Annotated in this window: 22 protein-coding genes; 10 read left to right on the top strand and 12 right to left on the bottom strand. The window is 72.4% G+C overall.

What is annotated here, in order from left to right; translation table 11 throughout:
• Positions 1–60: 60 nt before the first annotated feature.
• Complete coding sequence (locus ACILRH_RS19545) at positions 61–819, bottom strand: MBL fold metallo-hydrolase (RefSeq protein ID WP_395695740.1); 759 nt, start codon at positions 817–819, stop codon at positions 61–63.
• Positions 819–1,643, bottom strand: coding sequence for a glutamate racemase (gene murI / locus ACILRH_RS19540; protein ID WP_395695739.1), 825 nt, complete (start codon positions 1,641–1,643; stop codon positions 819–821). The genes ACILRH_RS19545 and murI overlap by 1 nt, the downstream gene beginning before the upstream one ends.
• A gap of 125 nt (positions 1,644–1,768) precedes the next feature.
• Here murI and ACILRH_RS19535 point away from each other — a divergent pair, with 125 nt between their 5' ends.
• Entirely contained in the window at positions 1,769–2,428 is a 660-nt protein-coding gene (locus tag ACILRH_RS19535; protein ID WP_395695738.1) for a PAS domain-containing protein, read from the top strand.
• Between the two features lie 132 nt (positions 2,429–2,560).
• On the opposite strand, the gene ACILRH_RS19530 is transcribed toward ACILRH_RS19535, so the two are convergent.
• Genes ACILRH_RS19530 through clpS form a run of 6 tightly spaced genes read right to left on the bottom strand, consistent with a single transcriptional unit; the run spans position 2,561 to position 5,645 of the window.
• On the bottom strand, positions 2,561–3,511 hold the full coding sequence (locus ACILRH_RS19530; RefSeq protein ID WP_395695737.1) for a PLP-dependent cysteine synthase family protein: 951 nt from the start codon (positions 3,509–3,511) through the stop codon (positions 2,561–2,563).
• Positions 3,512–3,513: 2 nt separating this feature from the next.
• Positions 3,514–3,792 carry a MoaD family protein gene (locus ACILRH_RS19525; protein ID WP_395695736.1) on the bottom strand — a complete coding sequence of 93 codons (279 nt, stop codon included), beginning with the start codon at positions 3,790–3,792 and terminating at the stop codon, positions 3,514–3,516.
• 14 nt (positions 3,793–3,806) lie between these two features.
• On the bottom strand, positions 3,807–4,244 hold the full coding sequence (locus ACILRH_RS19520) for a Mov34/MPN/PAD-1 family protein (RefSeq protein ID WP_395695735.1): 438 nt from the start codon (positions 4,242–4,244) through the stop codon (positions 3,807–3,809).
• Positions 4,245–4,253: 9 nt separating this feature from the next.
• The gene (locus tag ACILRH_RS19515) at positions 4,254–4,742 is read right to left on the bottom strand and encodes an NUDIX hydrolase (RefSeq protein WP_395695734.1); all 489 of its coding nucleotides are present in this window, start codon (positions 4,740–4,742) and stop codon (positions 4,254–4,256) included.
• Positions 4,742–5,335, bottom strand: a complete 594-nt coding sequence (locus tag ACILRH_RS19510; RefSeq protein ID WP_395695733.1) for a DUF2017 domain-containing protein — start codon at positions 5,333–5,335, stop codon at positions 4,742–4,744. Before ACILRH_RS19510 ends, ACILRH_RS19515 begins: the two co-directional genes overlap by 1 nt.
• A gap of 10 nt (positions 5,336–5,345) precedes the next feature.
• Positions 5,346–5,645, bottom strand: a complete 300-nt coding sequence (gene clpS, locus ACILRH_RS19505; RefSeq protein WP_395695732.1) for an ATP-dependent Clp protease adapter ClpS — start codon at positions 5,643–5,645, stop codon at positions 5,346–5,348.
• Between the two features lie 18 nt (positions 5,646–5,663).
• Between clpS and ACILRH_RS19500 the strand changes: the two genes are divergently transcribed.
• The 3 genes from ACILRH_RS19500 (at position 5,664) to ACILRH_RS19490 (ending at position 8,419) form a co-directional block, all read left to right on the top strand.
• Positions 5,664–6,959, top strand: coding sequence for a nicotinate phosphoribosyltransferase (locus ACILRH_RS19500; RefSeq protein ID WP_395695731.1), 1,296 nt, complete (start codon positions 5,664–5,666; stop codon positions 6,957–6,959).
• 121 nt (positions 6,960–7,080) lie between these two features.
• On the top strand, positions 7,081–7,656 hold the full coding sequence (locus tag ACILRH_RS19495; protein WP_395695730.1) for an isochorismatase family protein: 576 nt from the start codon (positions 7,081–7,083) through the stop codon (positions 7,654–7,656).
• The gene (locus tag ACILRH_RS19490) at positions 7,649–8,419 is read left to right on the top strand and encodes an enoyl-CoA hydratase-related protein (protein WP_395695729.1); all 771 of its coding nucleotides are present in this window, start codon (positions 7,649–7,651) and stop codon (positions 8,417–8,419) included. The genes ACILRH_RS19495 and ACILRH_RS19490 overlap by 8 nt, the downstream gene beginning before the upstream one ends.
• Positions 8,420–8,564: 145 nt before the next feature.
• Here the strand turns inward: ACILRH_RS19490 and ACILRH_RS19485 are convergent, their stop codons facing one another.
• On the bottom strand, positions 8,565–10,445 hold the full coding sequence (locus ACILRH_RS19485; protein ID WP_395695728.1) for a bifunctional metallophosphatase/5'-nucleotidase: 1,881 nt from the start codon (positions 10,443–10,445) through the stop codon (positions 8,565–8,567).
• A gap of 55 nt (positions 10,446–10,500) precedes the next feature.
• Complete coding sequence (locus ACILRH_RS19480) at positions 10,501–11,034, bottom strand: DUF1697 domain-containing protein (RefSeq protein WP_395695727.1); 534 nt, start codon at positions 11,032–11,034, stop codon at positions 10,501–10,503.
• 68 nt (positions 11,035–11,102) lie between these two features.
• Between ACILRH_RS19480 and ACILRH_RS19475 the strand changes: the two genes are divergently transcribed.
• From ACILRH_RS19475 to ACILRH_RS19465, 3 genes are all read left to right on the top strand, one after another.
• Entirely contained in the window at positions 11,103–11,531 is a 429-nt protein-coding gene (locus ACILRH_RS19475) for a MarR family winged helix-turn-helix transcriptional regulator (RefSeq protein WP_395695726.1), read from the top strand.
• Positions 11,528–12,748, top strand: coding sequence for an MFS transporter (locus tag ACILRH_RS19470; RefSeq protein ID WP_395695725.1), 1,221 nt, complete (start codon positions 11,528–11,530; stop codon positions 12,746–12,748). The genes ACILRH_RS19475 and ACILRH_RS19470 overlap by 4 nt, the downstream gene beginning before the upstream one ends.
• Before the next feature lie 343 nt (positions 12,749–13,091).
• Positions 13,092–13,721, top strand: coding sequence for a slipin family protein (locus ACILRH_RS19465; protein WP_395695724.1), 630 nt, complete (start codon positions 13,092–13,094; stop codon positions 13,719–13,721).
• A gap of 122 nt (positions 13,722–13,843) precedes the next feature.
• On the opposite strand, the gene hppD is transcribed toward ACILRH_RS19465, so the two are convergent.
• The gene (hppD, locus tag ACILRH_RS19460; RefSeq protein WP_395695723.1) at positions 13,844–15,037 is read right to left on the bottom strand and encodes a 4-hydroxyphenylpyruvate dioxygenase; all 1,194 of its coding nucleotides are present in this window, start codon (positions 15,035–15,037) and stop codon (positions 13,844–13,846) included.
• Between the two features lie 82 nt (positions 15,038–15,119).
• On the opposite strand from hppD, the gene ACILRH_RS19455 reads away from it, so the two are divergent.
• From ACILRH_RS19455 to ACILRH_RS19445, 3 genes are all read left to right on the top strand, one after another.
• Positions 15,120–15,596, top strand: a complete 477-nt coding sequence (locus ACILRH_RS19455; protein ID WP_395695722.1) for an Lrp/AsnC family transcriptional regulator — start codon at positions 15,120–15,122, stop codon at positions 15,594–15,596.
• Positions 15,597–15,675: 79 nt separating this feature from the next.
• Complete coding sequence (locus tag ACILRH_RS19450) at positions 15,676–15,990, top strand: ArsR/SmtB family transcription factor (protein ID WP_395695721.1); 315 nt, start codon at positions 15,676–15,678, stop codon at positions 15,988–15,990.
• Positions 15,987–17,645 carry a SulP family inorganic anion transporter gene (locus tag ACILRH_RS19445; protein WP_395695720.1) on the top strand — a complete coding sequence of 553 codons (1,659 nt, stop codon included), beginning with the start codon at positions 15,987–15,989 and terminating at the stop codon, positions 17,643–17,645. Before ACILRH_RS19450 ends, ACILRH_RS19445 begins: the two co-directional genes overlap by 4 nt.
• Before the next feature lies 1 nt (position 17,646).
• On the opposite strand, the gene ACILRH_RS19440 is transcribed toward ACILRH_RS19445, so the two are convergent.
• Positions 17,647–18,282 (bottom strand): IclR family transcriptional regulator, encoded by a 636-nt coding sequence (locus ACILRH_RS19440; protein ID WP_395695719.1) that lies wholly within the window; start codon positions 18,280–18,282, stop codon positions 17,647–17,649.
• Between the last annotated feature and the right edge of the window lie 28 nt (positions 18,283–18,310).

Genomic DNA, 18,310 nt, shown 5'->3' with positions numbered 1-18,310 from the left:
GACCACCGGTGGTCGAGCTTGTCGAGACCCCGTGAGCCGACCGCCCTCGCGGGGCACGGCTCAGACGTCGTAGACGGCGCCGCCGCGCGCGAGCTCTGTCGGGCCGTCGTACACGGCGACCGCCTCGGCGAACGCGTCCTCGGGGTCGTGCCACGGCGGCACGTGGGTGAGCACGAGCCGGCGTACGCCGGCGCGCGCGGCGACCGCGCCCACGTCGGCGCCGGTCAGGTGGAGGTCGGGCGGGTTGTCGTCGACCTCCCGGAAGGACGCCTCGGCGAGGAGCAGGTCGGCGTCGCGAGACAGGTCGTCGAGCGCGGGGGTGGGACCGGTGTCCCCGGTGTAGGCCAGCGTGCGGCCGTCGGCCGCGACACGCAGCCCGAACGCCGGAACCGGGTGCGCGACCCGGACCGGCGTCACCCGGAAGGGACCGACGTCGACCGGGCCGTCCCACTCGTGGAACTCGAACTCGTGGTGCATGCCCGGGTCGGCCGGCAGGTCGTAGGCGCGCGCCATCCGGTCCGCCGTCCCGGCCGGCCCCCAGACCGGGATCCGGGGCTGTGGTCCGGTCGGGTGGTACTTGCGCAGCACGTAGTAGCCGGCGAGGTCCAGGCAGTGGTCGGCGTGCAGGTGGCTGAGCAGCACCGCGTCGACGGTGAGCGGGTCGGCGTACCGCTGCAGCGCCCCGAGCGAGCCGTTGCCGAGGTCGAGCAGCACCCGCCACCGGCGTCCGGAGGCGTCGTCGGCCTCCAGCAGGTAGCAGCTCGCCGGCGACTCGGGCCCGGGGTAGGAGCCGGAGCAGCCCACGACGGTGAGCCTCATCAGACCAGCCCACCGACGAACTGCGACGCCCCGGTGAGCTCGGGGCCGAGGAACCGGTGACCGATCGTCTCGAACTCGGCCGGCGACCCGGTCGTGAGGAACGTGTACGACGGCACGCCCCCCGGGCGCATCAGGTCGGTGCGCACCAGCATCTTGTAGACGTCCTTGGCGCACTCCTCGGCGCTGCTGACCAGCGTGACGTTGTCACCCATGACGTAGGAGATCACGCCGGTGAGCAGCGGGTAGTGGGTGCAGCCCAGGATCACCGTGTCCACGCCCTCGCTCGTCAGCGGGTCGAGATAGTCGTGCGCCACCCGGATCAGCTCCTCGCCCCCGGTGACCCCGGCCTCGACGAAGTCGACGAAGCGCGGGCAGGCGCGGGTCGACAGCCGCACGTGCGGGGCCGCGGCGAACGCGTCCTCGTAGGCAAGGGACTCCGCGGTCGCCCGCGTGCAGATCACCCCGATCCGCCCGGTGCGGCTCGCGGCCACCGCCCGCCGCGTGGCCGGGAGGATCACCTCGACCACCGGCACGTCGTAGCGCTCCCGGGCGTCGCGCAGCATCGCCGCGCTCGCGGAGTTGCACGCGATGACCAGCGCCTTGACGCCGAGGGCGACCAGGTGGTCCAGGCACTCCAGCGCGTACTCGCGGACCTCCCCGATCGGCTTGGGCCCGTAGGGCTGGCGGGCCGTGTCGCCGACGTACACGATCGACTCGTGCGGCAGCTGGTCGATCACCGACCGGGCCACCGTGAGACCGCCGAATCCGGAGTCGAAGATGCCGATGGGGGCGTCTCGCAGGTCGGTGGTCGTCGGGGGGTGCACAGCCAGAAGGCTAGGACGTCACACCCCCATCTCGCAGGTCACGCGACGCACGTCACCCGAGACGGCCGTCACGCGTGCCCGATCGGTGGTGGCCAGACCGCGCTCGGCGGGTGACAATCTCGGGCATGGACGCCGAGGAGGAGCTCGCCCAGCTCCGCCAGCGCATGGACAACGCGCAGCAGCTGGCCAACATGGGCGACTACGACTGGCACATCCCCACGGACACCAACCGGTGGTCCGACCAGCTCTACCGCATCTACGGCTACGAGCCGCAGTCGTTCAACGCGTCCTACGAGCGGTTCCTGTCGATGATCCACCCCGACGACCGGGACCGGATCCAGGCCCTGCACCAGCACTCCTACGCGACCGGCGAGCCCTACGAGATGATCGAGCGGATCGTCCGGCCCGACGGAGAGGTGCGCTACCTGCACTCCAACGGGCAGGTGGTGATGGGCGCCGACGGCTCCCCCGAGCGGATGCGCGGCACCTGCATCGACGTCACCGACCAGGTCCTCGCCGAGCGGGAGCGCGAGGCGGCCGCGGTCCGGCTCAACGAGGGCCGCCTGCGCCGGCGTCAGGCCGTGGAGATCAACGACAACATCGTGCAGGGCCTGACCGCCGCGGTCTACGCGCTCGAGCTCGGCGACGCGGAGAGCTGCCGGGGCTACCTCGAGGGCACACTGCGCTCGGCCCGGTCGATGATGGGCGACACGCTGGAGGAGATCTCCTCCGGCGAGCTCGGCGAGGGCGACCTGGTGCGGTCGGAGCCGGCCTCGCTGGACTGATGACGGTGGATGAATCCCCGGCTGACCGGGGATTCATCCGGGGTTGTCGGCCTCTTCATGACGTTGTCAGGCGTTGCAACCCCTGACAACGTCAGGTTTCCCCGGCTGACCGGGGATTCATCCACGGGCTCGCTACGCCCAGAGCTGGCCCTCGAGGCGGTCCTCGGCGTCGTCGACGGTGCCCTCGTAGGCGCCGGTGGACAGGTACTTCCAGCCGCCGTCGCAGACCACGAAGGCGATGTCGGCGGGCACGCCGGCCTTGACCGCCTTGGCGGCCTGGCCGAGCGCGGCGTGGAGGATGGCGCCGGTCGAGACGCCGGCGAAGATCCCCTCCAGCTCCAGCAGCTCGCGCACCCGGCGTACGGCGTCGCGCGGGCCGACCGAGAACCGCGAGTCGATCAGCGAGGCGTCGTACAGCTCGGGGACGAAGCCCTCGTCGAGGTTGCGCAGCCCGTAGACGAGCTCGCCGTAGCGCGGCTCGGCGGCGACGATCCGCACGTCGGGCTTGTGCGTGCGGAAGAACCGGCTCACCCCCATCAGCGTGCCGGTGGTGCCCAGGCCCGCGACGAAGTGGGTGATCGAGGGCAGGTCGGCGAGCAGCTCCGGGCCGGTGCCCTCCTCGTGCGCCAGGGCGTTCGCCTCGTTGCCGTACTGGTAGAGCATCACCCAGTCGGGGTGCTCGGCGGCGATCGTCTTCGCGACGCGGACCGCCTCGTTGGAGCCGCCCGCCGCCGGGGAGGACACGATCTCGGCACCCCACATGCGCAGCAGCTGGCGCCGCTCCTCGGAGGTGTTCTCCGGCATCACGCAGACGATCCGGTAGCCCTTGAGCTTGGCCGCCATCGCCAGCGAGATGCCGGTGTTGCCCGACGTCGGCTCGAGGATCGTGCAGCCGGGCCGGAGGGTGCCGTCCTTCTCCGCCTCCTCGATCATCCGCAGCGCCGGCCGGTCCTTGATGGAGCCGGTCGGGTTGCGGTCCTCGAGCTTGGCCCAGAGCCGGACGTCCGCCGACGGCGACAGCCTCGGCAGCCCGACCAGCGGCGTGCCGCCGACCGAGGCCAGGAGGTTGTCGAAGCGGGTCATGCCTACCGGGAGCCGCCGGCGACGGCGGGGAGCACGACGACCTGGTCGCCGTCGCTGAGCTCGGCCTCGAGGCCGCCGATGAACCGCACGTCCTCGTCGTTGATGTAGACGTTGACGAAGCGGCGGAGGTCACCGTTCTCGATCAGCCGGTCCTTGATGCCCGGGTGGCTGGCCTCCAGGTCGTCGATGAGCGCGCCCAGGCTGGCGCCGTCGGCGCTGACGGCCTTCTCGCCGCCGGTGTAGGTGCGCAGGATGGTCGGGATCCGGACCTCGATGGCCATGGTGGGGTGACTCCTCAGTTGCGTGCGGGCAGGGCGTCGACCACGGTGACCTCTTCCTCGGTCACCTCGCCGTCGACGATCCTGTACGACCTGAACTCCACGGGACCCTCGTTATTCCCGTGGAGGCGCGTGCTGACCAGCACGTAGTGGGCGTTCGGCTCCATCGCCAGACCGATGTCGGTGCGGCTCGGGTAGGCCTCGGTGGCGGTGTGCGAGTGGTAGATCACGACCGGCTCCTCGTCGCGCTCGTCCATCTCGCGGTAGAGGCGCAGCAGGTCGGTGGAGTCGAACTCGTAGAACGTCGGCGAGCCGGCCGCGTTCACCATCTCGACGAAGCGCTCCGGGCGGTCGCTGCCCTCGGGACCCGCGACGATGCCGCACGCCTCGTCGGGGTGGTCCCGCTTGGCGTGCGCGACGATGGCGTCGTACGTCGCCTGGTCGATGGTCAGCACCGGACCAGCCTAGGAGGGCGGCTGCCGGAACCTCGCGGCCGTCTCACCTGCGAGGACGTCGTCGATGCGCTGGCGCAGCCAGTCGCTCATCGGCGGCAGCGCGTCGGCCGGCCACCAGCGGACGTCCACGTTCTCGTCGTCGGCGACCCGGGCCTCGCCGCTGACCCAGGTGCAGTCGAAGGTCAGGTCGAGGTAGACGCCGAGGTCGCCGTTCCCGTGGGTCACCTGCGGGCTGGCGCTGACCGACGCGAGCCGGTCGACGGTGACGACGACCCCCGTCTCCTCCAGCGCCTCCCGGGCGGCGCCGAGGGCCGGCTCCTCGCCCGGGTCGAGGATGCCGGTCACCGGCGCCCACTGGCCGTTGTCGGCGCGGAGCGTGAGCAGGATCTCGTGCTGCGGGCCGGTGTCGCGCCGCACCACGGCGGTCACGGCCGGCAGCCAGAGCTCGGTGGTGCCGACGAGCGCGCGGAGCTCGGCGACGAACGGCGGGATCGGCATCAGACGCCTCCCTTGCTGAGGGCGGCGACCAGGGTCTCCTGCAGGTAGCCGACCCACTCGTAGATGTCGTGGGCCTGCGTGCGCGGGTCCTCGTCGGGCAGCGACGCCCAGTAGGCCTCGTCCCCCTCCTCCACCCCGAGCCGGGTGGCGAGCGCCAGGCGCAGGTCGGTGAACGAGCGCATCCAGGTCTCGGCGGCCTGCTGGTCGAGCTCGACGTCGATCATCAGCCCGTCCTCGGTCAGCTCGGGCGGCAGCCCGGCCTCCTCCAGCCCGTCGATGATCGCGATCGCGGCGGCCGCCTTGCCGTCGCGCAGCGACCCCTCGGTGAACCGGCGGAACTCCGCGGCCGCCTCCTCGTCCTGCGGGTACGCCGTCGGGAACAGCCGGGCGAGCACCGGGTCCTCCGGCTCCTGCGTGGGCCCGGAGAAGTCGAGCATCGCCTCGAGCGGGTCGTCGGTGTCGCGCGGGACCGCCGCCTCGTTGCGCAGCAGCTCGACGAGCTGGCCGGCCAGCGAGCGGAGCAGGTCGGCCTCGAAGCCGGTGAAGGTCGCGATGATCCGCTTGCTCCGCCGGTGCCGGTGGAAGGCACTCATCTGTGGTCGCTCAGTCCTGCTTGTCCATCGTCGCCCAGAGGCCGTACTCGTGCATCGCCTGCACGTCGCGCTCCATCTCCTCTCGGGTGCCCGAGCTCACGACCGACTTGCCGTCCTCGTGGACCTCGAGCATCAGCTTCTCCGCCTTCTTCTTCGAGTAGCCGAAGTACTTCTGGAAGACGTAGGTCACGTAGGACATCAGGTTGACCGGGTCGTTCCACACGATCGTCACCCACGGCTTGGCGGTCTGCACGAGCTCGTCGGCGGTGGTGGTCGGCTCGACCTCGACGGGCGCGGTCACGAGCCCCATGTTGGCACACTGACCCCCGTGCCTCCCTCCACCGCCCCGTCGTCCGCGCTGCTCACCGACCACTACGAGCTGACCATGCTGCAAGCGGCGCTCGCCTCGGGCACCGCGCACCGGCGGTCGGTCTTCGAGCTCTTCCCGCGGCGCCTGCCCGAGGGGCGCCGGTACGGCGTCGTGGCCGGTGTCGGGCGGGCGCTGGACGCGATCGAGGCGTTCCGGTTCGACGACGCCGCACTCGGGGTCCTGGAGGACGTCGTGGACGCGGTGACGCTCGACTGGCTGGCGTCGTACCGCTTCGGCGGCGACGTGTGGGGCTACGCCGAGGGCGAGGCCTACTTCCCCTACTCGCCGCTGCTCGTGGTGGAGGCGACGTTCGCCGAGGCCGTGCTGCTGGAGACGCTGCTGCTGTCGGTCTACAACCACGACTCGGCGATCGCCTCGGCGGCGTCACGGATGACGCTGGTCGCCGGCGACCGCCCGTGCATCGAGATGGGCTCGCGCCGCACCCACGAGGAGGCGGCGGTGGCGGCCGCGCGAGCGGCGTACGTCGCCGGGTTCGCGACGAGCTCCAACCTGGCCGCCCGGCAGCGGTACGGCGTCCCGACGGCCGGCACGAGCGCCCACTCGTTCACGCTGCTGCACGACAGCGAGGAGGACGCGTTCCGCGCCCAGGTCACCTCGCTCGGCACCGGGACGACCCTGCTGGTCGACACCTACGACGTCGCCGAGGCGGTGCGGGTCGCAATCGAGGTCGCCGGGCCGTCGCTGGGTGCGGTGCGGCTCGACTCGGGCGACCTGGCCGTCCAGGCCGTCGAGGTGCGCGCGCAGCTGGACGTCCTCGGGGCGACGTCGACGCGGATCATCGTGACCAGCGACCTCGACGAGTTCGCGATCGCCTCGCTGGCGGCGGCGCCCGTCGACGGGTACGGCGTCGGCACCCAGCTCGTCACCGGGAGCGGCCACCCGACCTGCGGGTTCGTCTACAAGCTGGTCGCCCGGGAGGGCGCGTCCGGCGAGATGGTGTCGGTCGCCAAGCGCAGCGTCGACAAGATCTCGGTGGGCGGCCGCAAGTACGCGCTGCGGCGCCGTTCGGCCGCCGGGGTCGCCGAGGCGGAGGTGGTCGGCGTCGGCGTGCCTCCGGTCGACGACGGTGACGACCGGCCGCTGCTGGTGCCGCTGGTCGCGGCCGGGGAGGTCGTCGGCCGGGAGCCCCTCGACGCCGCCCGCGAGCGGCACCTCGCCGCCCGCGCCGAGCTGCCCGTGGCGATCCAGCAGATGTCCCGCGGGGAGCCGGTGCTCCCGACTCTGCAGTTGTGACTGCGGGCTGCAGGTTTACCCGGTCGACCGGGTAAACCATCGCTTGTCGGCCGAAGTTTTCGCCGACAAGCGATGGTTTTGGCCGACAAGTCCGGGCGCGGGTGCCCGCTAGGGTCGGGCCATGACGCGCGCGTTGATCGTGACCGACGTCCAGGTCGACTTCTGCGAGGGCGGGTCGCTGCCGGTGGCCGGCGGCGCGCGGGTGGCGGCGGACATCGGGGCGCTGCTGCAGCGCTGGTCGGCCCGCGGGCCCGACGCGCCGTCGTACTCCCACGTCGTGGCGACCAAGGACCACCACGTGGCGCCGGGCGACCACTGGGCGCCCGAGCCGGACTTCGTCGACTCGTGGCCCGTGCACTGCCAGGTGGGCACCGCGGGCGAGGCGTTCCATCCCAACCTGGACCCGCAGCCCTTCGACGCGATCTTCCTCAAGGGCGAGCACGCGGCGGCGTACTCCGGCTTCGAGGGCCGCTCGATCGAGGGGGTGCCGCTCGCGGAGTGGCTGCGCGCGCACGAGGTGGACGCGGTCGACGTCTGCGGGATCGCGACTGACTACTGCGTGCGGGCGACGGCGCTCGACGCCGTGGGCGCCGGCTTCCCGACGCGGCTGCTGCTCGAGCTGTGCGCCGGGGTGGCGCCCGCCTCGTCCACCGCGGCGGTCGCGGAGATGCGGACGGCGGGAGTGACCGTTGCCTGACCTGCTGACGTCGCTGGCCGACGGCGTGCTGACGCTGACCTTCAACCGGCCGGAGGCGCTGAACGCGGTGACCGGTCCGATGATGACGCTGCTCGCCGAGGAGCTCGAGGGGGCGGGGGCACGGGAGGACGTGCGGGTCGTGGTGGTCACCGGCACCGGAGCCGGCTTCAGCGCCGGCGCGGACCTCGCCGGCCTGCGGCTCGCGCCCGACCACCCGGTCGAGACCATGGACGCGGCCAACCGGGTGATCCGCGCGGTGGTCGGGTGCCCGCTGCCGGTCCTGGCCGCGGTGAACGGCGTCGCGGCCGGTGTGGCCTGCTCGGCCGCGCTGGTGTCCGACATCATCGTGGCGGCGGAGTCCGCGGCGTTCCTGCTGCCGTTCTCGCGGATCGGGCTGATGACCGACGGCGGCTCCTCGGCGACCGTGGCCGCCTCGATCGGGCGGGCCCGGGCGATGCGGATGGCGCTGCTCGGTGAGCCGCTCCCGGCCGCCGAGGCGCTGGCCGCCGGGCTGGTCACCCACGTCGCCCCGGACGATGAGTTCCGCGACCTGGTCGCCACGCTCGCCCGCCGGCTCGCGGCCGGTCCCCCGATCGCCCTGGCCGGCATCAAGAAGGCGATCAACGCCGCGACCCTCCCGCAGCTGGAGGGCGCACTCGACCGCGAGCACTCCGGTCAGCGCGCGCTCTTCACCACCGCCGACTTCACCGAGGGCCTCGACGCCTTCGCCGAGGGCCGCCGGCCGGTGTTCCGCGGGGAGTGACCCTGGCCCCTCTCCGCGCCGCCGGCTGGCTGTAACGCGGGGATATGGACGCTGCACACGCTGCATGCGGCACGTACGGCGACAGTAACCCCGCGTTACAGCCAACCAGCAGCGCTCAGCTCCGACCGGCCTGCGGCTTCCCGGCTCAGCCCATGATCGTCACCGGGTCGTCGCCGGAGACGAGCCGCCAGTCGACGGAGGCGAAGGTGGCCGGGTCGATGGTGCCGTGGGCGGTGACCCAGTCGATGAGCAGCTGGCGGATCTCGTTCTGCCGGTTGTAGACGACGGGCGCCGTGGAGACTGCCGGGAAGCCGCCGCCACCGGACTGGCGGTAGTTGTTGACCGCCATGACGAACTGGTCGCCGTCGGCGACCGGGGCGCCGTCGTACGCGAGCCGCTTGATCCGCGAGCCGGGGTCGGCGGCGATGTCGATGTCGTAGGTCAGCGGCGCGTCCAGGCCGGCGACGGAGTCGAAGTTGTAGTCCGGGGTCCCGTTGGGTGCGGTGGCGGTGACCGCGTTGGTCACCTGCGCCATCGTGAACGGGCCCGGGCCGGTCACCTGCTTGAAGTACCGCGCGGACCACTCCAGGTAGGCGCGCACGTCGGCGCCCGACACCTGCACGCCGAGCAGCGTGTTGTCGTAGATGTACAGGCCGGCGACGTCACGGACCGTCACCTGGCCCGACGGGAACGACGCCTGCCGGTTGAACGGCGCGGCGATCGACAGCACCGGCAGCGACGCCGCGGACCCGCTCAGACCCGCCTTGACCGCGTCGGCCTGCACGTGGTTGACGAAGTCGATGATCGGCACGTCCTCGACGACGGCGCGCGCGGCCGACATCGCGGCGGTCGAGGTGCCGACCGGGGAGTTCACGTACGACACGACGGTGTCGTGCTGGGCCTGGACCGCGGCCGCGACGGCCGGGTCCGGGTCGACGGTGTTGGAGTTCAGCACCTGGGAGCCCGCGCCCACGAGCACCCACTTCAGCTTGCCGCTGCGCGTGTAGGACTCGCGGACGACCAGGTCCATCAGGGCGACCCGCATGCCCCAGTACGCCGGCTCGCACAGCAGCACCTGCTGACCGGTCCATGCGTTGCGGACGAACTGCTGGGGGATCTCGAGGTGCGCGTGGCCGACCAGGATCGCGTCGATGTGCGGCACCTTCTGGGCGAGCAGCGAGGAGGCGTTCTCGGGGTAGGGCAGGGCGTCCCCGTACGACGACGACGTGGTCGCGCCCGAGTGGGCCGCCACGACCACCAGGTCGCAGCCCTTCTTCTTCATCTCGGGCACGAACTTCTTGGCCTGCTCGACCAGCCCGGGGAACTCCATCCGCCCCTCGACGTTCGCCTTGTCCCAGATCGCGATGCCGGGGTTGGTGAGCCCGAGCACGCCGACCCGCAGCCGCCGCCCGCGCCCGACGTTGAACGTCTTGATCACGTAGGGCTTGAACGCCGGGCGCTTGGTGGCCGGGTCGACGGCGTTCGCGCCGAGGAGCGGGAAGTCCAGCTGCCGCTCGAAGGTGCGCAGCGTGCGCAGGCCGTAGTTGAACTCGTGGTTGCCGAGCGCGGCGGCGTCGTACCGGACCAGGTTCATCGCGCGCGCCATCGGGTGCACGGTGTCCTTGTCGATCGGGTCGATCTTGGCGTAGTAGTACGCCAGCGGGGTGCCCTGGATGGTGTCGCCGGCGTCGAGGGTCAGGATCGGCTCGCCGCGGCGCTCGCGCCGCATCGCCTTGATCAAGGTGGCGGCGCGTGCCAGCCCGATCGCGTCCGAGACCGGACGGTTCGCGTTGTGGTCGTCGAACTCCTGGTTTTTGTAGTAGTCCCAGTTGAAGACGTTGCCGTGCAGGTCGGTGGTGCCGAGCACGGTCAGCCGCACCTGGTTGCCCGGCCGGCGCGGGTCGAACTCGGTGTGGGACGACGGGCCGGCGTACGACGGCGTGGTGAACCCGGCGGCAGCCAGGGCGGCTCCCCCGGTGAGACCTCCGGCGACGACGGCACGGCGCGAGGGCAGGGCTTCGGACACGACGGTTCCTCCCGAGAACGGACGACGAGGAGGCAGTTCTACCACCTCCGAGGTGTCATCCGCCCCAACGGGAGGCCAGCTCCTCGATGACGGTCAGGTTGCGGTTCGTCGCCACGCCGAGGTGCTTCTCGATCGCGGCGTTGGTCAGCTTCGCCTCGTGGTAGTTCGGCCCGAGCAGCAGGTGGACCGCACGCCCGCCCACCTTGGCCACCTCGCCGGCGGTCCCGGCGGCCTCGACGGCGCGCACCTGGGCCGCGGTCGGCTCCTCCTTGAGCAGCGAGACGTAGTGCCGGCCCTCGTGGCCGTCGGCGAACCGCGCGGCGTCCGCCGCGACGGCGAGCAGCTCACGCTGGGTGAACACGATGGTGGGGACCGCGAAGCCACGGTCGGCCTCGAACGCCTCCTCCAGCGCCGACTCGATCCGCGCCCGGGAGCGCATCCTCGTGTCGAACCGGATGTTGCCGGTGTTGATGTAGGTCTCGACGTCGCTGAAGCCTGCCGCCTCGACGGCGGCGAGGATGTCCGCCTTCGGGAACTTCCGCCTCGCCCCGAGGTTGATCGCACGCAGGAACCCGATGTACGTGGCCATGGCCACATCCTGACGCACCGCGACACGGCGACTGGGAATTACATAGGTTTCCGATGCATTATGCGGGGGTGACCGAAGCAGACCTCGCCGGCGACCTGGTCGTGCACGCCGCACGGCTGGTGCGCGCCGTGCGACGGGACCTCGAGCTGCCCGCCGGCACCCGGATCCTCTCGCTGCTCGACGAGCACGGGCCCCTGGGCGTGACCACGCTCGCCGACCTGGACCGCTCGTCGCAGCCGACGATGTCCGGCGCGGTCGCGCAGCTGGTCGAGCTGGGCTGGGTGACCAAGTCGCCCAACCCCGCCGACGCACGTGGCGCCCTGGTCGCTCTGACCGACGTCGGCCGCACCGGGCTGCGGCGCATCCGGCGCAGCATCGGCGATCACGTCGCCGCCCTCGTCGCCGACCACCCCCGCCTGACCACCGAGGACCTCGGCACGGCCGTCGCCGTGCTGGAGGCCCTCGTCAGCACCAGTCTCGAGAAAGGCACCTCGTGAGCTCGTTCCTCAAGCAGCCCCGCGCCGTCTGGGCCGTGGCCTTCGCGTGCGTCATCGCGTTCATGGGCATCGGTCTGGTCGACCCGATCCTCAAGGAGATCGCGGTCCAGCTCGACGCGACCCCGAGCCAGGTGTCACTGCTGTTCACCAGCTACATGGCGGTGATGGGTGTCTCGATGCTGGTCACCGGCGTCGTGTCGAGCCGGATCGGCCCCAAGCGGACGCTGCTCTCCGGCCTGGTGCTCATCATCGTCTTCGCCGGGCTGGCCGGGATGTCCGGCAGCGTCGGCGCCGTCATCGGCTTCCGCGCCGGCTGGGGCCTGGGCAACGCGCTCTTCATCGCCACCGCGCTCTCCACGATCGTCAGCGCGTCCAAGGGCTCGGTCGCCGAGGCGATCATCCTCTTCGAGGCCGCGCTCGGCCTCGGCATCGCGTCCGGCCCGCTGATCGGCGGGCTGCTCGGCGAGCAGTCCTGGCGCGGCCCGTTCTTCGGGGTCTCGGTGCTGATGACGGTCGCGCTGGTCGCGACCGCCGTGTTCCTGCCCGCGACGCCGCCCGCAGGACGCCGTACGTCGTTGGCGGACCCGTTCCGCGCGCTGCGCCACCCCGCGCTCCTGCTGCTGGCACTGGTCGCGATCTTCTACAACCTGGGCTTCTTCACGCTGCTGGCCGCGGGTCCGTTCGCGCTGCCTACCTACGGCATCATGCAGATCGGCTGGACGTTCTTCGGCTGGGGCATCCTGCTCGCGGTCACCTCGGTCTGGGCGGCGCCGGTGCTCCAGCGCCGCTTCGGCACGATGCTGACCCTCACCGCCGTCCTCGCGCTCTTCGCGCTCGACCTCGCGGTCATGGCGGTCTACGCCGAGCACGAGCCGGTCGTGACGGCCGGGATCATCGTGGCGGGAGCGTTCATCGGCATCAACAACACGCTGGTCACCGAGGCCGTCATGGGTGCCGCCCCCGTCGAGCGCCCGGTCGCCTCGGCGGCGTACTCGTTCGTCCGGTTCACCGGCGGCGCGCTGGGCCCCTTCGTCGCCCTCAAGCTGGCCGAGCGGGCCGGCGTGCACGCACCGTTCTGGTTCGGTGCGGCCGCGGTCGCGGTCGGCGTGGTCATCGTCGCGCTGGGCGCGCCGACGATCCGTCGCGCGCTCGGCGACGCCCCGGGCCGCCACACGCCCGCCGAGGCCGAGGCCGAGCTGGTCGGCGACCTGACCTGAGGACCGGCACCGGCGTAAACCCGTGGCGCCGCCCGACCCCGACGCGTACCGTCGGGGGCCGGTCGTGGATCAGCAGCCCACCCGGTGTGCCGGGGGCGGTCCTGCGCGTCGTACCCCGGCCGGTCGCCCTGTACAGGCGCCTCCTGGCACACGCGCGATGAGCGCGGGGGTTCGACTCCCCCTCCTCGGGCGGACGGGCGGGCGCGCGAGCGTCGCGCCGCCAGCGGCCCTGCCGGTCAGCACGACGTCAGGTGCCCCGCAGCGGGACGTGCGCCCGCCCGTCCTCCCTCGCGCACGACAACCGAAGACGGACACGGCACCACGACACGAGAGGAGGCCAGCCATGTCCCTGTTTCCCACCATCACCGTCAGCGCCGGTGAGCGCGCCCTCGAGTACGTCGACGGCACCTGCCGGCGCGTCCTCGAGCCCGGACGCCACCGGCTGGCCCGCCGGGCCGTGGTCCGCCGCGTCCTCGTGCTCGAGCGCGTCGACACCACCGCGCCGCAGGAGGTGCCGACGGCGGACGGCGTGAGCGTGCGCGTCACGGTGGCGGTCCGCTGGGCGGTCGCCGACGCGCAGCGCTTCGTCGAGACCACCGTCGAGCCGATGGCGTTCGTCTACCTCGCCGTGCAGGTCGCCCTGCGCGACGCGCTGGTCGACCTGACCGCCGACGACGTGGCGCGGCGTGCGCGCCGCACGCTCGGCGAGGCGATCACCGAGGCGGCCCGGGTGGCTGCCGAGCCGGTCGGCATCGTCGTGCACGGCACCGTGGTGAAGGACGTGATCCTCCCCCACGAGCTGCGCGCGGCGTACGCCGAGCTCGTCTCGGCCAAGGCCCGGGGCCAGGCGCAGCTGGAGGTCGCGCGTGCCGAGACGGCCGCGCTGCGGTCGCTCGCGAACGGCGCGAAGCTGCTCGACGAGCACCCGGCCCTGGCGCGGCTGCGCCTGGTGCAGGCCCTGCCGCCGGGCTGACCCGCCCGCGAGGGCAACGGGACCGGGCCATCAACGCCCCGGCAGCCGGAGGCGGCCGGGGCGTCGCTCCCTCCCAGGGAGTTCGTGGGCCCGCCCTGCTCCGACGGTACCCCGCCCGGCGCTCAGAGGTTGCCGCGCAGCTCCTGCTCGCGCTCGATCGCCTCGAAGAGCGCCTTGAAGTTGCCCTTGCCGAAGCCGAGCGAGCCGTGCCGCTCGATGAGCTCGTAGAACACCGTGGGCCGGTCGCCCACCGGCTTGGTGAAGATCTGCAGCAGGTAGCCGTCCTCGTCGCGGTCGACCAGGATCCCGCGCCTCTTCAGCTCCTCGATCGGCACCCGCACCTCGCCGATCCGGGCGCGCAGCTCGGGGTCGTCGTAGTAGGAGTCCGGGGTGTCGAGGAACTCGATGCCGTTGTCGCGCAGGATGTCGACGCTGCGCAGGATGTCGCCCGTCGCCAGCGCGATGTGCTGGCAGCCGGCGCCGGCGTAGAACTCGAGGTACTCGTCGATCTGCGACTTCCTCTTCGCCACCGCCGGCTCGTTGAGCGGGAACTTCACCCGGTGGTTGCCGCTGGCCACGACCTTGGACATCAGGGCCGAGTAGTCGGTGGCGATGTCGTCGCCGATGAACTCGGCCATGTTCGTGAAGCCGAGGACCTTGTTGTAGAACTCGACCCACTCGTCCATCCGGCCCAGCTCGACGTTGCCCACGCAGTGGTCGACGGCCTGGAAGAGGCGCTTGGGGTGGCCCTCCCGTCTCGCCACGGTCGTCCTCGCGGCGACGTACCCGGGCAGGTAGGGGCCCGAGTAGCGGGACCGGTCGACCAGGGTGTGCCGGGTCTCGCCGTACGTCGCGATCGCGGCGATCCGCACGGTCCCGTGCTCGTCGGACTCGTCGTGGGGCTCGACCAGGATCGTGGCCCCCATCGCCCGGGCGTGCTCGATGCACCGGTCGACGTCGGGCACCTCCAGCGCCAGGTCGACCACGCCGTCGCCGTGCGTGCGGTGGTGGTCCAGGAGCGGGCTGTCGGGGCTGACCCCGCCGGTGAACACGAAGCGGGCGCTGCCCGAGCGCAGCACGTAGGACTTGGAGTCGCGGACGCCGTTCTCGGGGCCGCGGTAGGCCTCGAGCTCCATGCCGAGGGCGAGCTGGTAGAACGCCGCGGTCTGGGTCGCGTTGCCGACGACGAAGCCGACCGCGTCCATCGCGGTGACCGGGAACGGGTCGCTCGCGGCGTCGTACTCCACCAGGCCGACCAGCTCCTTGAGCTGGTCGAGGGTCAGGTCAGCCTTGAGCTCATCGGGTGTGAGAGTCATGGGCGCAGCGTCCGTGGGATCGGGCATCCTGTGCAACACTCGCTCGACACGCTGGACAGGTTGTCCAGTGGGAGGGGCGGATATGGACGACTTGGACCGCAGAATGATCGAGCTGCTGGCCGCCGAGCCCCGTATCGGCGTGCTGGAGGCGTCCCGGCGGCTCGGCGTCGCCCGGGGCACGGTGCAGGCCCGCCTCGACAAGCTGGCGGCCTCGGGCGTGATCACCGGCTGGGGTCCCGACCTGGACCCCGGGGCGCTGGGGTTCCCGGTGACGGCGTTCCTCACCCTGGAGATCCGGCAAGAGACCAGCCGGGGCGGCCACGACGTGGTCGGCGCCCACCTCTCCGAGATCCCCGAGGTGCTCGAGGTGCACACCATCACCGGCGCCGGCGACCTGTGGGCGCGGGTCGTCGCCCGGTCGAACGCGGACCTGCAGCGCGTGATCGACCGGGTGCTCGAGCACCCGGCGATCGTCCGCTCGTCGACGGTGATCGCGCTGGCGACCCAGGTGCCCTACCGGGTGCTCCCACTCGCTCGCTCGGTGACCGCCGTCGGCTGACCCACCCCGACGGCGCGGGTGCACGACTGTTCGCGAATATGAAGACATCTTCAAGTGCTGTAGCCTTCATGTTGTGACGGTGCCGCTCTATCAGGCCAAGGCCGAGTTCTTCCGGACGCTCGGGCACCCGGCCCGCATCCGGATCCTCGAGCTGCTCGCCGAGCGCGACCATGCCGTGCACGAGCTCCTCGAGGCGATCGAGATCGAGCCGAGCAACCTGTCCCAGCAGCTCGCGGTGCTGCGACGCACGTCGCTGGTGGTCTCGCGGCGCCAGGGCGGCGAGGTCACCTACTCCTTGAGCGCACCGGAGGTCCGCGACCTCCTCCTGGCGGCGCGCAGCATCCTGGCGGGCCTCGTGCACGTCGATCCGGAACCGACGTCGATCCGTCCGTGAGGGTCGCAGCACGCGCGGGGGCCCTGCTGCCCCGACGGTCGGACTGGACGCGCGCCGACCCGCGTCGCGACCCGACGGCCGGTGTCATGGTCGGCCTGGTCGCCCTGCCGCTCGCCCTGGGCTTCGGCGTCAGCTCCGGTCTCGGCGCCGCGGCGGGGCTGACCACCGCCGTCGTCGCCGGGGCGCTGGCCGCGGTCTTCGGCGGCAGCCGGGTGCAGGTCAGCGGCCCGACCGGCGCGATGACGGTCGTCCTGGTCCCGATCGTCGCGGCCCACGGCACCGACGGCGTCCTGGTCGTCGGCCTGATGGCGGGTCTCCTCCTGGTCGGCCTGGGGTACGCCGGCGCGGGCCGCGTCATCCGCTACGTGCCGGTGCCCGTCGTCGAGGGGTTCACCATCGGCATCGCCGCGATCATCGCGCTGCAGCAGCTCCCGACCGCGCTCGGCGTCGACGTGCGGTCCGACCACGTGCTCGGCCTGGCCGCGCGCTCGGTCGAGGGGTTCGTCCGGGACCCCCACTGGGTGGCGGTCGCGCTCACCACGGCGGTGGTCGTGGCCGTCCTCGCCGTCGCCCGGCTCCGGCCCACCTGGCCGGGTGCGCTGGTGGTCGTCGTGGCCGCGACGGTCGCCAACAGCGTGCTCGCGCTCGGTGCCGCGACGATCGGCGCCCTCCCGTCCGGGCTGCCCGCGCCGAGCCTCCCCACGGTCCCCGTCTCGGACCTCCAGTCGCTGCTGCTCCCGGCCATCGCCGTCGCCGCACTCGCTGCTCTGGAGAGCCTGCTGTCGGCCACCGTCGCCGACGGGATGGCGGTCGGCGAGCGCCACGATCCGGACCGGGAGCTGGTCGGCCAGGGCATCGCCAACCTCGCCTCGCCGCTGTTCGGCGGCCTCCCCGCGACGGCGGCGATCGCCCGCACCGCCGTCAACGTCCGGGCGGGAGCCGTGTCCCGGCTCGCCTCCCTGACCCACGCGGTCTTCCTGCTGGTCGTCGTGCTGGTGGCGGCACGGTGGGTGGCCGAGATCCCGCTCGCCGCGCTCGCCGGGGTCCTCATCGCCACCGCGGTGCAGATGGTGCGGGTCTCGAGCCTGTCCGCGCTCGTGCGGTCGACCCGCGGCGATGCCGTGATCCTGGTCGTGACCGCGACCGCGACCCTCGTGTTCGACCTCGTCACCGCCGTCATCCTCGGGCTCGTGGTCGCCGGCTTCGTCGCCATCCGCCAGACGGCGCAGACCGCACGGCTCCAGGAGACCCCCTTCGACGAGGCCGACCACGGCCACCACTCCGCCGAGGAGCGCGCACTGCTCGATGACCACGTGGTCGCGTACCGGCTCGAGGGACCGCTCTTCTTCGGGGCCGCGCACGACTTCCTGCTCGAGCTCTCGGACGTCAGCGATGTCCGCGTCGTCATCCTCCGGATGTCCCACGTGACGACGCTGGACGCGACCGGCGCGCACGTGCTCGCCGACACCATCAGCCGGCTCGAGGGTCGCGGCATCACGGTGCTGCTCTCGGGGGTGCGCCCCGAGCATGAGCGGGTCCTGCGCGAGCTGGGGGTCCACGACCAGCTCGCCGACGCGCGCCACCTGTTCGCCACCACGCCCGACGCGATCGCGCACGCCCGTGACCATGCCTCCCGCGGGCGCCGGGACTCCTGAGTCAGGACAGGCGGGCAGCGATCGCGCCGGCCGCCCGGCGGACGAGCGGGGCGACCGTGTCGACGTCGATCTCGCCCATCGTCACGATGCCGACGCTGGCCTCGAGCCCGTCGACCCCCCGCACCGGCACGGCCAGGCCCCGGGCGCCGGGCTGGAGCTCACCCTCGGTGACGGCGAACGCGTCGTCGCCCGGCTCCCGGCCGAGCAGGATGGCCCGCCCGGCGGCACCGCGGTCGAGCCGGTGGCGCGAGCCGATCCGGTAGCCGACGTGGAAGTCGGTCCACGTCGGCTCGACGACGGCCAGCGCGAGCGCCTCGCCGCCGTCGGCCACCGTCAGGTGGGCGGTGCAGCCGACGGACTCGGCGAGCTCGCGGAGCACCGGCACCGCGAGGTCGCGCAGCACCGGCTGGACGGCGGCCGCCAGGGGCAGCACACCGAGCCCGAGGTGCAGGCGACCGCGTGCATCCCGGCGCACCAGCGCGTGCTGCTCGAGCGTGGCGACGAGGCGGTGCACGACGGTGCGGTTCACGTCGAGCCGTGCGGCGAGCTCGGTGACGGTCAGGCCGTCACCGCCCCCCGCGAGCGCGGCGAGCACGCGCAGCCCGCGGTCGAGCGTCTGCGAGGTCTCGGCCGGCACCCGCCTGAGTCTAGGGAAGCGGCCGTCG

Origin of the sequence: Nocardioides sp. (assembly GCF_044226765.1) — a bacterium.
In the GTDB taxonomy this organism is placed as follows: Bacteria; Actinomycetota; Actinomycetes; order Propionibacteriales; family Nocardioidaceae; genus Nocardioides.
The sequence above is the reverse complement of the archived record's forward strand: the minus strand, read 5'-3'. Positions and strand labels throughout refer to the sequence as shown.

What these genes read in the sequence shown, in the direction of transcription:
- ACILRH_RS19545 (WP_395695740.1), bottom strand. Translation starts at nt 819, where the DNA reads ATGAGGCTCACCGTCGTGGGCTGCTCCGGCTCCTACCCCGGGCCCGAG.
- ACILRH_RS19535 (WP_395695738.1), top strand. Translation starts at nt 1,769, where the DNA reads ATGGACGCCGAGGAGGAGCTCGCCCAGCTCCGCCAGCGCATGGACAAC.
- ACILRH_RS19530 (WP_395695737.1), bottom strand. Translation starts at nt 3,511, where the DNA reads ATGACCCGCTTCGACAACCTCCTGGCCTCGGTCGGCGGCACGCCGCTG.
- ACILRH_RS19525 (WP_395695736.1), bottom strand. Translation starts at nt 3,792, where the DNA reads ATGGCCATCGAGGTCCGGATCCCGACCATCCTGCGCACCTACACCGGC.
- ACILRH_RS19515 (WP_395695734.1), bottom strand. Translation starts at nt 4,742, where the DNA reads ATGCCGATCCCGCCGTTCGTCGCCGAGCTCCGCGCGCTCGTCGGCACC.
- ACILRH_RS19510 (WP_395695733.1), bottom strand. Translation starts at nt 5,335, where the DNA reads ATGAGTGCCTTCCACCGGCACCGGCGGAGCAAGCGGATCATCGCGACC.
- clpS (WP_395695732.1), bottom strand. Translation starts at nt 5,645, where the DNA reads ATGGGGCTCGTGACCGCGCCCGTCGAGGTCGAGCCGACCACCACCGCC.
- ACILRH_RS19495 (WP_395695730.1), top strand. Translation starts at nt 7,081, where the DNA reads ATGACGCGCGCGTTGATCGTGACCGACGTCCAGGTCGACTTCTGCGAG.
- ACILRH_RS19480 (WP_395695727.1), bottom strand. Translation starts at nt 11,034, where the DNA reads ATGGCCACGTACATCGGGTTCCTGCGTGCGATCAACCTCGGGGCGAGG.
- ACILRH_RS19465 (WP_395695724.1), top strand. Translation starts at nt 13,092, where the DNA reads ATGTCCCTGTTTCCCACCATCACCGTCAGCGCCGGTGAGCGCGCCCTC.
- hppD (WP_395695723.1), bottom strand. Translation starts at nt 15,037, where the DNA reads ATGACTCTCACACCCGATGAGCTCAAGGCTGACCTGACCCTCGACCAG.
- ACILRH_RS19455 (WP_395695722.1), top strand. Translation starts at nt 15,120, where the DNA reads ATGGACGACTTGGACCGCAGAATGATCGAGCTGCTGGCCGCCGAGCCC.